This window comes from Roseovarius sp. (genome assembly GCF_030373445.1).
Classification (GTDB): Bacteria; Pseudomonadota; Alphaproteobacteria; order Rhodobacterales; family Rhodobacteraceae; genus Roseovarius.
Genome location: NZ_JAUCYU010000007.1, coordinates 175,817 through 188,163, shown reverse-complemented (window position 1 = coordinate 188,163; position 12,347 = coordinate 175,817). Strand labels below are relative to the sequence as shown.

Genomic DNA, 12,347 nt, shown 5'->3' with positions numbered 1-12,347 from the left:
CGCCGGGTCTTCATTTCAACCGGGCGATCAGTCCACCGTGACAGAAGCTTGCGCGCGGACGTAGCTTTCCATCACGGCTGCGTAGTTGGGTGCGACCAATCCGTAGAGCTGGGCCAGATCGGCCGCTTCGGGGCGGTTCCAGGTTCGGTGCGCTTCTGAGAGAACCGCATTGGTGGTTGTCGGAACCACGCCCGCCTGGGCGAAGCGGGCTACCGAGACGCGGGAGGCCATTTCGCTGGGATCGCCAGACGCGTCGAGCACGGCATAGACCTCGTATCCAGCGGCCTTGGCGTCGAGCGCCGGGAACATCACGCAGACGCTGGTCCAGACGCCGGCCATGATCAGGGTCTTCCGTCCCGTGGCCTCGACGGCGGCCACGAAATCGGCATTGTCCCAGGCATTTACCTCTCCCTGACGCGGCACGTACTGTGCCTGCGGAGCATTGGCGTCGATCTCGGCCATGAGCGGACCGTTTGGCCCGTTTGGTTCCGACGCTGTCGTGATCACCGGGATGTCGAGCAGCGTTGCCAGCTTTGTCAGCATCACGACATTGCGGCGCAGATCGTCCACGTCGATGTCCTGCACGGTCTGGAACAGGCCGGTCTGATGATCAAGCAGCAGGATGACCGCGTCGGAGGGATCAAAAAGGGCCTGTCCGCCGCCGGTGGGCAAGACGCTGGTCTTGGACGTCTCCGCGGCGGAGAGTGTCTGGAACGGCAGGGCAAACAGGAACGTGACGCCGACAAGGCGGGCGAACTTAAGGGGTAGTCTCATGTTGGGCTCCTTCGGGATGTGGGATCAGTGGGAATGCGTGGGTTGATCCAGTCGATGATGTCCTTCAGCACCGCCTCCTTTCCGAGGTCGGCCAGAAGGTCGTGGTAGTGGCGGTCGTAGAGTTTCAGGGTCCTGTCGGAGGATCCGGCGTGCCGGTCGAAGAACTCGCTGCCGGCGGGAAGAGTCGCCTTGTCTGCAGTCCCATGCAGGATCAACACGGGCAGGGTGATGCTGCCGAAATCGCGCTCCAGCCGGTCGTTCGCACGAAGCATGGCGGCAACGGTGATTGCTGGTTGGGTCTCGTTCCGGATCATCGGGTCGGCATCAAGCCGGGCAAGCGCCTGGGCATCGCGCGTGAAATCGCGGTTCCTCAGCTTCACGGCCGGCAGGGACGGGAACACGCGGGCGATGACCCGGATCAGTGCAAGCGCGACCCTGGGCGCGGGGACGCGGAAGGCGAAGCTTTCGCAGATCAGACCGGCAAGCACCTGCCCGTGATCCAGCGCGTAGCTGGTCGAGACCACGCCGCCCGCACTGTGGCCGAGCAGGAAGACTGGCAGGGCGGGATCGCGTGACCGGGCGATGGCGATGACACCGTCCAGATCGCCGACATATTCGGCCACGTCCCGGACCCGAAAACGCGGGCCTTCCGACCGACCGCGGCCGCGCAGGTCGAGCGCGTAGACCTGGAAACCGGCGCCGACGAGCGCCTCGGCGGTCTCACCGTATTGACCGCTGTGGGAGTTGAACCCGTGACAGATAACCACGGTTGCCCGAATGGCCGCCGTGGGGCGCCACGACCGGTAGAAGATCCGCGCGCCGTCGGACCGGCGGTAGCGATCTTCCAGGTAGGTATGGGACAGGTTCTGCGTCATTGGGTGCGTCCTTGGTTTGAGTGGGGGCGGCGCGCCGGGAAGCGCGCGCCGCCGAAGATCGGCCCGGTCTGGGGGAAGGCGCGCCGATCTGTTGGGAAACCGGGATCAGTGGTCCGCGACAAAACCCGCAATGATCGCCGCCGAGAGTTCGGGATGCTGGTGCTGGGGGCCGTGACCCGCGGCCGGGAAGGTCACCAGTGTTGTCGTCGGCAGTAGCCCGTTCAGCGCGTACCAGTTCTCCACCGGAAAGATGATGTCGTGATCTCCACCGATGTGCAGGATCGGCACAGGCGTCGACATCAGCATCTCCATGACGTTCGGCGCCGGAAAGACCGGGTTGACTGGCCCGCCGACGAGGCGGGCGCGGGCAAACTCGATCGGCACCGGCGGGCTTTTGTCACTGGTGCGGGCGTTGATCCGGGACTGCGACCGGGCCGCGGCGGCACGACTGGCCTCGGAAGCCGGTTCGAAGAAGAGCGCGGCCGTATCCTCGAGACTGTAACTCTCCCGGCCAGCGAGGTCGTAGAAGAGTTGCTCCGCCATTTTGACCAGATCGCCTGGCGGTGTGGTTCCGATCAGGATCATGGCCCGGATCCGCTCGGGATGGAGGGTCAGCAACAGTTGCGTGGCCATACCGCCGATTGACCATCCGCCGAGGACCACGTCCTCAAGGTCAAGCGCACGGATCAGATCAAGCGGATCGGAGAGCATCGCAGCCGGGTCGTAGCTCATGGTGCCTGTGGACCTGCCCAGCCCGGAGTAGTCGAAGGTGATCACGCGAAAACCGTTCTGTGCAAGCGCGTCCAGAAAGGCCGGATCCCAGTCGTCGAGCGTTGCCCGGAATCGGGTGCAGAGCAGGATCGGGATGCCTTCGCCGATGGAGCGATAGGCCAGCGTGCGGCCTTTGGTTTCGACGAACTGCGTCGTCGCATTCAGGGCGTCGGGCCGGTTGAGCGTCTTCAGCATGGCTATTTCCTTTGCTTGGGTGAAGTTGTTGGCGTTCCGTTTTGGCGGGGTTTGCGAGACCCTGGACCGTGCGGACCTGGGGTCTGGATGTTCAGTCTGTCGGCAACGGGCGTGCCGTTCGCGTAGGGCAGATGCGTCTTGGGCATGGGAAAGTGCCCTCGGTTCAAGTGGTTCGATGCCGCCGGAAGAAGCGGGGCGCAAACGCCGCCCTGGGAAGGTCAACCTCGGATGAAGTCGAGGAGGTCGGCGTTGACGATCTCGGGATGCGTCGTGCACAGGCCGTGCGGCAGGCCCTTGTAGGTCTTTAGAAACCCATTCTGCAGAAGCTCCACCGACAACGGCGCGGAGTCGGCATAGGGCACGATCTGGTCGTCGTCGCCATGCATCACCAGCGTCGGTTGGGCGATGGACTGCAAATCCTCGGTGAAATCGGTTTCCGAGAAGGCCTTGATGCAGTCGTAATGTGCCTTGGCCCCGCCGGCCATTCCCTGGCGCCACCAGTTCTGGATCACGCCTTTGCTTGCCGTCACGCCGGGCCGGTTGAACCCGTAGAACGGGCCGGTAGGAACGTCTAGAAAGAACTGCGCTCGGTTGGCGACAAGCGCGGCCCGGAAGCTGTCAAAGACTTCTATGGGCAGGCCGCCGGGGTTGCTGTCGCTTTTCACCATGATCGGCGGCACAGCCCCGATCAGCACCGCCTTGGCGACGCGGCCGGACTTTGCTCGCGCCACGTAGTGCGCCACCTCTCCGCCACCGGTCGAATGCCCGACATGGATTGCGTCCCGGAGGTCGAGATGGTCGGTCAGCGCGGCGACATCGGCGGCGTAAGTGTCCATCTCGTTGCCCTCCCAAGTCTGGGTCGAGCGACCGTGACCGCGCCGGTCGTGAGCGATCACGCGAAAGCCCTGATCGAGGAAGAACATCATCTGGGCATCCCAGTCGTCGGCCGAGAGCGGCCAGCCGTGGTGGAAGACGATGGGCTGCGCATTGCGCGGTCCCCAGTCCTTGAAGAAGATGAGGGTACCGTCCTGAGTTTCGACAAATGACATGATGCGGCGTCCTTCGGGGTTGTTGGAAAGATCGGTGGAAGCAAACGGGCGGGTCGGCAACGTCAGCGCGGCAAAGCCCAGGCCTCCGGCCATGAGGACTTCGCGCCGCGAGGCGTGCAGGGGAGATGGGAATGTGCTCTCAGACATCGGATTTTCCTGTGCCATCGGGGCAAGTGGTGACCTTAGGGAAGGATGACCCACTTCGATCCGCACGGCGAGTTAAGCGATGTAAAGAAAAGCAAAGACGGGGGAGGGCCGGGTGTGGCCGCTCCCCGGTTCGGGCCTAAGGGTAGGTGCGGCCGAGACGTCATGAGTGCACATAGGAATACGAGCAGCAGTCGGGCGATGCGCAGTGCCCTCAGCAAGGTGCTAAAGGTTCGTCCGCTCCTCGGTGATCTATGAGATGCGTGGCGAACGGCTCGATTGCCGCGACTCAGTATCAATCTATGCAATATCTTAGGGCAGAGAAGGTTGGATCTGAGACCCATCCCCTCCGCCATTCCCCACATGGCCCCCATACCCCTTGCAAGACGTTGACGGCATAGAGGTTTCGGGGGCTATGACCCTTTTTTCGCGCTCAAAGGCGAAGCGACGCGAGAACGCTGGCAATCGCTTTTCGGCCAACAAGCGATGATCGACGGATGCCGGGCTGAAGCCCGGCCTACGCGGGCCTACAACTTCCGGATCTTCAGCTTGGTGATGCGGTTGCCGTCTTTCGCCATGACCTCGAAGCGGAAGCCATGGAGGTTGAAGACCTGGTTCACCTCGGGGATGATCTGGGCCTCGTGGATGACGAGCCCCGCGACGGTGTTGGCCTCGTCGTCGGGGAGGTTCCAGTCGGTGGCGCGGTTGAGGTCGCGCAGGGTCATGGCGCCGTCGACGAGGAACTGGTTGTCGTCGCTGCGGCGGATCGGGTGGTCGGCGTCGGGGTCGAACTCGTCGGCGATCTCGCCCACGATTTCCTCGAGGATGTCCTCGAGCGTGATCAGCCCCTGCAGAACGCCGTATTCGTCGACCACCAGCGCGAAATGGGTGCGCAGGCGCAGGAACTGGCGCATCTGGTCGTCGAGCGTGGTGGTCTCGGGCACGAAATAGGGCTTCATTGCCACGTCGGCGATGTCGAAATTCTTCAGCACCTCGTCGGAGAGCCCGCCTTCGCTGACCAGCTTGTACATGGCGCGCAGCAGGTCCTTGGCGTGGACCACGCCGATGATGTTGTCGGGGTCGTCGCGGTAGACGGGCAGGCGGGTGTGGCTGCTCTTGAGGCACTGGTCGAGGATCGCCTGGGGTTCCAGCTCGGCGTCGATCATCTCGATGCCGGAGCGGTGGAGCATGATCTCCTCGACCGCGCGGTCGCCGAGGTCGAGCGCGCCGAGGATCCGGTCCCGGTCCTCCTTTTCGACGACGCCCTCGGAATGGCCGAGATAGAGCGCACCAGCGATTTCCTCGCGCACGGCGAGGATATGGCTGTCGGGGTCGATCCGGACGCCGAAGAGGCGCAGCACCATCCGCACGAAGACGCGCACTGCCGACACGACGGGAGAGAATATGCTGATCACCAGCGTGATCAGCGGCGCGGTGCGGGCTGCGGCGGCCTCGGCATTGGTGATGGCGTAGGTCTTGGGCAGCACCTCGGCGAAGATCAGCACGAGGAGGGTCATCACCAGGGTCGCGAGCGCCACGCCGCTTTCGCCGAAGATGCGGGTGAAGAGAGCCGTGGCAAGCGACGCCGCGAGGATGTTGACGAGGTTGTTGCCCAGAAGGACGGAGCCGATCAGGCGCTCGTTGTCCTCGGTGATCTCGAGCGCCTTGGCGGCGCCCTTTTCGCCCTTGTCGGCGCGGGCGCGGAGCTTGCCGCGGGAGGCGGCGGTGAGCGCGGTTTCACTGCCCGAGAAGAAGGCCGAGAGCACGAGAAGCAGGAGGATGGCACCGCCCGTGATCCAGAAGGCGGCGTCGAGCAGCGAAGATGAGGGTTCCATTCAGGTCGTTATCCTTTCAGCCCCTCGGGTTATGGGGTCTCGGGGGGCGGCGATCAAGGGATCATCGGCGCGGAATGTGCGGTATGGTGCGGTCAGTCCTCGCCCGAGGCGCCGGGTGTGCCGCGGGCCGCGGCGGCGCGCGCCAGCGGGTGATGATCTTCGACCAGTGCGCGCAGGCGTTCGTCGAGCACGTGGGTGTAGATCTCGGTCGTGGCGACATCGGCATGACCCAGCAGCACCTGGATGGCGCGCAGGTCGGCGCCGTGGGCCAGCAGGTGCGTGGCGAAGGCATGGCGCAGCGTGTGGGGCGTGACGCTTGCCGGCGAGACGCCGGCGGCAACGGCCATTTCCTTGACCAGCAGGTAGAAGCGGTTGCGGGTCAGGTGGCCCAGCTTGCCGCGCGAGGGGAAGAGGAAGGGCGAGGGCGGCTTGCCCTCGGCGCGCCCGGCCTCCTCGGCGCGGTCGCGCAGTGCGAGCCAGTCGGCCAGCGCCGCGCGGGCGGGGGTGGAGAGCGGGACCATGCGTTCCTTGCCGCCCTTGCCGCGGACGAGCAGCATCTCGGGCTTGCCGCGGGCGGCCGCGACCGGCAGCGTGACCAGTTCGCTGACGCGCATGCCAGTGGCATAGAGCAGTTCCATCAGGCAGGTGTTGCGGCCGCGGTCGGCGGCATTGCGGCCGACATCGCGGGCGGCGGCGAGCAGGCGGTCGACATCCGCCTCCGACAGGGTCTTGGGCAGGCGCTTGGTGCGGCCCGGGCCGCGGATGCGGGCGGCGGGGTTGTCGTCGCGCAGGCGTTCCTCGAAGGCGAAGACGTAAAGCTGTCGGATCGCCGAAAGGCGCCGGGCCCGGGTGGCGGTGGCCAGCCCTTGCGCATCGAGGTCGACGAGGTAGGCCTCGATATCGGCCTGGGTGGCGCCGTCGAGGGAGAGCGCCTTGCCGTCGAGCCAGCCGGCGTAATCGTCGAGGTCGCGGCGATAGGCAGCGAGCGTGTTGGCCGCCGCCCCCAGTTCCGCCGCGCGGGCCTCGAGAAAGGGCTCGATCCAGCCGCGGCCGGGGGTCATTCCGCCTCCGCCAGCAGGAGGATCTGGAGCGCGGCCTGGCGGGCCACGTCTTCCAGCCCGACGACCCGCAGGGTGGCGAGCGCCGCTTCGAGATCGCGGGTCTGGCCGGGGGTGGCGCCCTGAAGCTGCATTCCCGCCGCGAGGATGCCCTGGCCCAGCCGGCCTTCGTTCAGGGGGCCGGCATGGTCCGGCGGCACCTTGCGGGCGGCGAAGGCGCGGGCGATGGCGGATTCCGTGGCATTCGCGGCGAGCGAGGCTTCGGGTGCGCCCCTTGCCAGCCCTTCGAGGAAGTTCAGGCGGCGGGTCTGTTCGCCGGGGGCCCTGGCGGCGCTTTCGTAGACGGGCGAGAGGAGCGCCACTTCGTGGGCCAGACCGGACGGGTCGTCGAGTTCCGCAAGATCGGCGCCGTAGAGGGCAGCGAAGGCCACGGCGAGGCCGTTCTCGCGCATCAGTTGCCAGGCGTCGCGGAGGGCGCGGGCGATGGCATCGTCGTCGCCCGAGGCGAGGGCGGCCTCGAAGGCCTGCACCGCGCGGACCCGTTCCCAGACGCCGCCTGAAGCGGCCGGTTCACGGTCTGTATAGAGGCCGAGCAGGCGGTTGGCGGGCAGGGCGCCTGTGCGGGCGAGGCGTTCGGCGGCCTCGACCTCGGCCTTCCAGCCCATGGTGCCGCGCAGGTCCGCCACGGCGTATTCGCGCGGCAGGTTGCGGGTGGGCAGGGGCATGCCGTTCGCCTCGAACAGGCGGAAGATCAGCGGGGTCATGTGCCGCGGCGGGGGCAGGTCGGCCCCGTCGGCGGTTTCGGGGTCGAGGAAGCGGGCCAGAAGCTGCGATTCATGGGCGTCGAGCGAGCCCAGGGCGTTGGCGGTGTCATAGGTCAGTGCCGCGGTCGACCAGTCGCCGGCGCGGGCGATGCAGAAGATGCGTGCGGCGTAGCTTTCCGACAGGTCGGGCGTGTCGGCCAGGGCCTGGCAGGGGTCGTCCTCGGTGCCCTTGAGCAGGGCGAGGTCGAGCCATTCGTCGAAGAGGAGCGGCGTGCCGGCGCCCGCGCGTTCGAGCAGCGCCAGCGCCGCGTCGACCGCGCCGTAGCGGCGCAGGACATCGACCCGGGCGCGCAGGAAGCGGGCATTGTCGGCGGCGTCGGAGGGCGGGTCGGCCTCGGCCAGGAGCAGCGTGTAATAGAGCGCCTGGATCGCCGGCAGGGGCGCGTCGCCGAGGCGCGAGAGCTGGGCCACCAGCGTGTCGGTCTCGCTGGCCGACCAGAGCGAGCGGGGCAGGCCGGTGGTCGACGACGGCAGCAGGCCCACCGCGTCGGGCCGCACGTCGTCGAGCGGCATGACCGTGACGGAGGGTACGGTTACCCCTTCGGTCACCGGCGGGTTGGCCAGTGGCTGGACCAGCGGCTGGGCCACGCTGACGGGGGCAGGCTGGTTGAGCCAGTCGATGGCCGACAGCGGTTCCTCGGCGAAGGCCATGCCCGGCACCAGCAGGGCGGCGAGGGAGAGCCTATTCGGTCTCAAGAAGGATATCCTGCCGAATCTCTTCCTCGGGCGGGGAGAAATCCGCGCCGAAGAACGGCCCGACATAGGCATAGGCCACGAGAGCCAGGAAGGCCAACACGGCCAGGTAGAAAAGCCACTTGATCAGGCGCGCCATATTGCCTCTTGCTCGTAGGTTTGTTCGTTACCGACTTTATAGCTGGCCTTTTGAACAAGATCACGTCATTCAGTGCAAACGATTTGGCAATTGGCATGGGAGCGCCGAACATTGGCCGCCGTAAGGCATTGGAAACTACACAAGACCGTGGTTCTGGTGGGCATGATGGGGGCTGGCAAGACCGCCGTGGGAAAAGCGCTTGCGGCGCGGCTCGGGGTGCCGTTTCTCGATTCGGATGCGGAGATCGAGCAGGCGGCGAACATGTCGATCGCCGAGATTTTCGCCCGCGACGGAGAGGCGTTCTTTCGCGACCGCGAAACGCAGGTGATCAACCGTCTGCTGGAGAACAAGCGCGGGGTGCTGTCGACCGGCGGCGGGGCGTTCCTGGCCGAGCGCAACCGGGAGCTGATTTCGCGGAAGGGGGTTTCGGTGTGGCTGGATGCAGAGCTGTCGATCCTTTGGAACCGGGTAAAACACAAGGATACCAGGCCGTTACTGCGCACGGATAAACCTCATGCGACGCTGAAGGCGCTCTACGAGGCGCGGGTGCCGGTTTATGCGACGGCGGATCTGTCGGTGAAGGCGCAGTCGGATTACGCGATCGAGACCATGGCGGAAAAGGTGATCGAGACGCTGCTGACACGGCCGGACGTGCTGGAGGAGAGCGAATGAGCGAGACCGTGCATGTGCCCCTGGGCGAGCGGGCCTATGACGTTCACATCGGGAGCGGGCTGCTGGCGCGGTCGGGGGCCATGGTGGCGCCCTTGCTGGCGCGGAAGCGGGTGGCGATCGTCACGGATGAGAACGTGGGGCCGCTGCATTTGAAGGCGCTGGAATCCGGTCTGGCGGCGGAGGGGATTTCCGCCGTTTCGCTGACATTGCCGGCCGGGGAGAGCACGAAGGGCTGGCCACAGTTCGAGAGGACGGTGGAATGGCTGCTGGAGCAGAAGGTCGAGCGGCGCGACGTGGTCGTTGCATTGGGCGGCGGGGTGATCGGCGATTTGGTTGGCTTTGCGGCCGCCGTGCTGCGCCGGGGGGTGCGGTTCGTGCAGGTGCCGACGAGCCTGCTGGCGCAGGTCGACAGCTCGGTCGGCGGCAAGACCGGGATCAATGCGCCGCAGGGCAAGAACCTGATCGGGGCGTTTCACCAGCCATCGTTGGTTCTGGCGGATACGGATGTGCTGTCGACCCTGACGGAGCGGGATTACCTGGCCGGGTACGGCGAGGTGGTAAAATACGGGCTGTTGGGGGATTCGGAGTTCTTTCAATGGCTTGAGGCGCAGGGTTCATCTGCTGCCGGAGGGGACCAGGCGGCGCGGATTCACGCGGTGCGGCGGTCGGTCGAGATGAAGGCCGAGATTGTCGTGCGGGACGAGACGGAACAGGGCGACCGGGCTTTGTTGAACCTCGGCCATACGTTCTGTCACGCGCTGGAGGCGGCTACGGGGTATTCCGATAGCTTGCTGCATGGCGAGGGCGTGGTGATTGGCTGTGCGCTGGCGTTCGAGCTGTCGGCGCGGATTGGGCTGTGTTCGCAGGAGGAGCCGAGCCGGGTTCGTGCGCATTTGCGCGACATGAAGATGAAGGTCGATCTGTCTGATATTCCGGGGGAATTGCCGGATGCGGATGGATTGCTCGACCTGATGGCGCAGGACAAGAAGGTGGTGGACGGCAAGCTGCGGTTCATCCTGGCGCGCGGGATCGGCGAGGCGTTCGTGACTTCGGATGTGGACCGCGACATGGTGCGCGGGCTGCTGCAGGAGGTGTTGGACGCGCGCTAGCCGCCGGTTGCCTTGGGCATGTTAACCCGTTTCGAGAGCTCTTCGAGGCTTTCCACCCGTTCGGAATAGCGGTCGGTGAGATAGGCGCTTTGCCCGCGTGTCAGCAGGGTGAATTTCATCAGTTCTTCCATCACGTCGACGAGGCGGTTGTAGAAAGGCCCGGGTTTCATGCGGCCGTTTTCGTCGAACTCGTCCCAGGCTTTCGCGACCGAGGATTGGTTGGGGATTGTGAGAAGGCGCATCCAGCGGCCGAGGATGCGCAACTGGTTGACCGCGTTGAAGCTTTGCGAGCCGCCGGAGACCTGCATCACCGCCAGCGTTTTACCTTGAGTGGGGCGGATGCCGCCGATGGGGGCGAGCGGGATCCAGTCGACTTGCGTTTTCATGATGCCGGTCATGGCGCCGTGGCGTTCGGGGGTGGACCAGACCATGCCCTCGGACCACATCACGAGATCGCGCAGCTCGGCCACCTTGGCGTGGGTGGTGTCGGCGTCGTCGGGCAGCGGCAGGCCGGAAGGGTTGAAGGTGCGGCACTCGGCGCCGAGGCGGGTGAGGATACGGGCGGCTTCCTCGGCGGCGAAGCGGGAGTAGGAGTGTTTGCGCAGGGAGCCGTAAAGGAGCAGGATACGGGGCGCATGGGTGGGGTGATCGGTTGGGAAGAGTTTATTCTCGTCAATGGGTTCGAAGGCGGAGTTCACGAGGTTCGGGGTGGTAGTGTCAGGCAACGCGGGTTCCTTTGGTGGTCAGGATGAGCTCTCCGTCTTCCTTGGTGTAGGGGCCCTGCGGCCAGGTTTCCAGCAGGTCGAGCACGGTTTCCGAGGGGCGGCAGAGGCGGACGCCCCTGGGCGTGCAGACGATGGGGCGGTTGACCAGTACCGGGTGGGTGAGCATGGCGTCGAGGAGGGTCTCGTCGCTGGTGAAGGGGTCGAGGAGGCCGAGTTCCTCGGCCGGGGACTTGGTGGTGCGCAGCGCGGTGCGCGGGGTGAGGTCTGCTGCCGCGAAGAGGGCGAGGAGCTGTGGGCGGGTCCAGCCGGTCTCGAGATAGTCGATCACGGTGGGCTGGTAACCTGCGTCGCGGATGATCTGCAGGACATTGCGCGACGTCCCGCAGGCGGGGTTGTGGTGGATGACGACGGCCATGGCGGTCAGGCGAACTTCGCACGCGTGCGGTTGGCGAAGGCCACGAGCGAGAGCATCACCGGTACCTCGACCAGCACGCCGACTACGGTGGCGAGCGCGGCGCCGGAGTTGAGACCGAAGAGGCTGATGGCCACCGCGACGGCCAGTTCGAAGAAGTTCGACGTGCCGATCATCGCGCAGGGCGCGGCGATGCGGTGGGGCACGCGCATGGCGTAGGCCGCGCCATAGGCCAGCGCGAAGATGCCGTAGCTCTGGATCAGGATGGGCACGGCGATGAGCGCGATGACGAAGGGGTTGGCGAGGATCAGCTCGCCCTGGAGCCCGAAGAGGATGACCACGGTGGCGATGAGGCCGATGATCGACCACGGTTTGACGCGGGCGGTGAAGGCGTCGATGGCCTGCTTGGAGCCGAGGGCGCGGCGGGTGAGGAGGCCCGCGGCGAGCGGCAGGACCACGTAGAGGATGGTGGCGGTAACGAGCGTCTGCCACGGCACGGTGATGTCGGTGACGCCGAGAAGGAAGGCCACGATGGGGGCGAAGGCGAAGACCATGATGATGTCGTTCACCGAGACCTGGATGAGGGTGTAGGTGGCGTCGCCGCGGGTGAGCTGCGACCAGACGAAGACCATCGCCGTACAGGGGGCGGCGCCCAGCAGGATGAGGCCGGCGGTGTATTGCGCGGCGTCTTCGGGAGAGATCCAGGGCGCGAAGATGTACTCGAAGAAGAGCACGGCGAGGAAGGCCATGGTGAAGGGTTTGATCAGCCAGTTGACGATGAGCGTGACGATCAGGCCCCTGGGCTGTCTGGCGACGCCCGAGATGGTGGAAAAATCGACTCCGACCATCATCGGATAGATCATCGCCCAGATCAGGACGGCGACGACGAGGTTGACCGAAGCGACCTCGGCCGCCGCGACGGCCTCGACAAGGCCGGGGGCGATGGCGCCGATGCCGATGCCCAGCACGATGGCGAGCGCGATCCAGACGGAGAGGTAGCGTTCGAAGACGCCAAGGCCGCTGTCCTTGGCGGAGAGGTTCGTGTCGGTCATGTCGTGTCCTTGCGGGTCAG

At 65.9% G+C, this 12,347-nt stretch carries 13 protein-coding genes; 2 read left to right on the top strand and 11 right to left on the bottom strand.

Annotated elements, in window-relative coordinates:
* Positions 1 to 27: 27 nt before the first annotated feature.
* The 8 genes from QUV18_RS14360 to QUV18_RS14325 all read right to left on the bottom strand — a co-directional run bounded on the left by QUV18_RS14360 (position 28) and on the right by QUV18_RS14325 (position 8,357).
* Complete coding sequence (locus tag QUV18_RS14360; protein WP_300894676.1) at positions 28 to 774, bottom strand: isochorismatase family protein; 747 nt, start codon at positions 772 to 774, stop codon at positions 28 to 30.
* Complete coding sequence (locus tag QUV18_RS14355) at positions 771 to 1,649, bottom strand: alpha/beta hydrolase (RefSeq protein ID WP_300894675.1); 879 nt, start codon at positions 1,647 to 1,649, stop codon at positions 771 to 773. Before QUV18_RS14355 ends, QUV18_RS14360 begins: the two co-directional genes overlap by 4 nt.
* 105 nt (positions 1,650 to 1,754) lie before the next feature.
* The gene (locus QUV18_RS14350) at positions 1,755 to 2,615 is read right to left on the bottom strand and encodes an alpha/beta hydrolase (RefSeq protein WP_300894674.1); all 861 of its coding nucleotides are present in this window, start codon (positions 2,613 to 2,615) and stop codon (positions 1,755 to 1,757) included.
* Between the two features lie 218 nt (positions 2,616 to 2,833).
* Positions 2,834 to 3,664: an alpha/beta hydrolase gene (locus tag QUV18_RS14345; RefSeq protein ID WP_366914664.1), complete on the bottom strand. Its 831-nt coding sequence runs from the start codon at positions 3,662 to 3,664 to the stop codon at positions 2,834 to 2,836.
* 671 nt (positions 3,665 to 4,335) lie between these two features.
* Positions 4,336 to 5,643: an HlyC/CorC family transporter gene (locus QUV18_RS14340; RefSeq protein ID WP_300894671.1), complete on the bottom strand. Its 1,308-nt coding sequence runs from the start codon at positions 5,641 to 5,643 to the stop codon at positions 4,336 to 4,338.
* Between the two features lie 92 nt (positions 5,644 to 5,735).
* Positions 5,736 to 6,704, bottom strand: coding sequence for a site-specific tyrosine recombinase XerD (locus QUV18_RS14335; protein ID WP_300894670.1), 969 nt, complete (start codon positions 6,702 to 6,704; stop codon positions 5,736 to 5,738).
* Positions 6,701 to 8,221 (bottom strand): hypothetical protein, encoded by a 1,521-nt coding sequence (locus QUV18_RS14330; protein ID WP_300894668.1) that lies wholly within the window; start codon positions 8,219 to 8,221, stop codon positions 6,701 to 6,703. Before QUV18_RS14330 ends, QUV18_RS14335 begins: the two co-directional genes overlap by 4 nt.
* A complete protein-coding gene (locus QUV18_RS14325; protein WP_300894666.1) occupies positions 8,208 to 8,357 on the bottom strand; it encodes a hypothetical protein in 150 nt (49 codons plus the stop codon). Before QUV18_RS14325 ends, QUV18_RS14330 begins: the two co-directional genes overlap by 14 nt.
* A gap of 162 nt (positions 8,358 to 8,519) precedes the next feature.
* Between QUV18_RS14325 and QUV18_RS14320 the strand changes: the two genes are divergently transcribed.
* Together QUV18_RS14320 and aroB are read left to right on the top strand one after the other, a co-directional pair.
* On the top strand, positions 8,520 to 9,029 hold the full coding sequence (locus QUV18_RS14320) for a shikimate kinase (RefSeq protein ID WP_300894762.1): 510 nt from the start codon (positions 8,520 to 8,522) through the stop codon (positions 9,027 to 9,029).
* A complete protein-coding gene (gene aroB, locus QUV18_RS14315; RefSeq protein ID WP_300894665.1) occupies positions 9,026 to 10,138 on the top strand; it encodes a 3-dehydroquinate synthase in 1,113 nt (370 codons plus the stop codon). The genes QUV18_RS14320 and aroB overlap by 4 nt, the downstream gene beginning before the upstream one ends.
* On the opposite strand, the gene arsH is transcribed toward aroB, so the two are convergent.
* Genes arsH through arsB form a run of 3 tightly spaced genes read right to left on the bottom strand, consistent with a single transcriptional unit; the run spans position 10,135 to position 12,327 of the window.
* Positions 10,135 to 10,863 (bottom strand): arsenical resistance protein ArsH, encoded by a 729-nt coding sequence (arsH, locus tag QUV18_RS14310; RefSeq protein ID WP_300894664.1) that lies wholly within the window; start codon positions 10,861 to 10,863, stop codon positions 10,135 to 10,137. The two genes, aroB and arsH, sit on opposite strands and share 4 nt — an antisense overlap.
* Positions 10,856 to 11,278 carry an arsenate reductase (glutaredoxin) gene (gene arsC, locus QUV18_RS14305; protein ID WP_300894663.1) on the bottom strand — a complete coding sequence of 141 codons (423 nt, stop codon included), beginning with the start codon at positions 11,276 to 11,278 and terminating at the stop codon, positions 10,856 to 10,858. Before arsC ends, arsH begins: the two co-directional genes overlap by 8 nt.
* Before the next feature lie 5 nt (positions 11,279 to 11,283).
* Positions 11,284 to 12,327: an ACR3 family arsenite efflux transporter gene (gene arsB / locus QUV18_RS14300; protein ID WP_300894662.1), complete on the bottom strand. Its 1,044-nt coding sequence runs from the start codon at positions 12,325 to 12,327 to the stop codon at positions 11,284 to 11,286.
* Between the last annotated feature and the right edge of the window lie 20 nt (positions 12,328 to 12,347).

Excerpts from the sequence above, each read along its gene's own strand:
- QUV18_RS14360 (WP_300894676.1), bottom strand. The coding sequence starts at position 774 with ATGAGACTACCCCTTAAGTTCGCCCGCCTTGTCGGCGTCACGTTCCTG.
- QUV18_RS14355 (WP_300894675.1), bottom strand. The coding sequence starts at position 1,649 with ATGACGCAGAACCTGTCCCATACCTACCTGGAAGATCGCTACCGCCGG.
- QUV18_RS14350 (WP_300894674.1), bottom strand. The coding sequence starts at position 2,615 with ATGCTGAAGACGCTCAACCGGCCCGACGCCCTGAATGCGACGACGCAG.
- QUV18_RS14345 (WP_366914664.1), bottom strand. The coding sequence starts at position 3,664 with ATGTCATTTGTCGAAACTCAGGACGGTACCCTCATCTTCTTCAAGGAC.
- QUV18_RS14340 (WP_300894671.1), bottom strand. The coding sequence starts at position 5,643 with ATGGAACCCTCATCTTCGCTGCTCGACGCCGCCTTCTGGATCACGGGC.
- QUV18_RS14335 (WP_300894670.1), bottom strand. The coding sequence starts at position 6,704 with ATGACCCCCGGCCGCGGCTGGATCGAGCCCTTTCTCGAGGCCCGCGCG.
- QUV18_RS14325 (WP_300894666.1), bottom strand. The coding sequence starts at position 8,357 with ATGGCGCGCCTGATCAAGTGGCTTTTCTACCTGGCCGTGTTGGCCTTC.
- QUV18_RS14320 (WP_300894762.1), top strand. The coding sequence starts at position 8,520 with ATGATGGGGGCTGGCAAGACCGCCGTGGGAAAAGCGCTTGCGGCGCGG.
- aroB (WP_300894665.1), top strand. The coding sequence starts at position 9,026 with ATGAGCGAGACCGTGCATGTGCCCCTGGGCGAGCGGGCCTATGACGTT.
- arsC (WP_300894663.1), bottom strand. The coding sequence starts at position 11,278 with ATGGCCGTCGTCATCCACCACAACCCCGCCTGCGGGACGTCGCGCAAT.
- arsB (WP_300894662.1), bottom strand. The coding sequence starts at position 12,327 with ATGACCGACACGAACCTCTCCGCCAAGGACAGCGGCCTTGGCGTCTTC.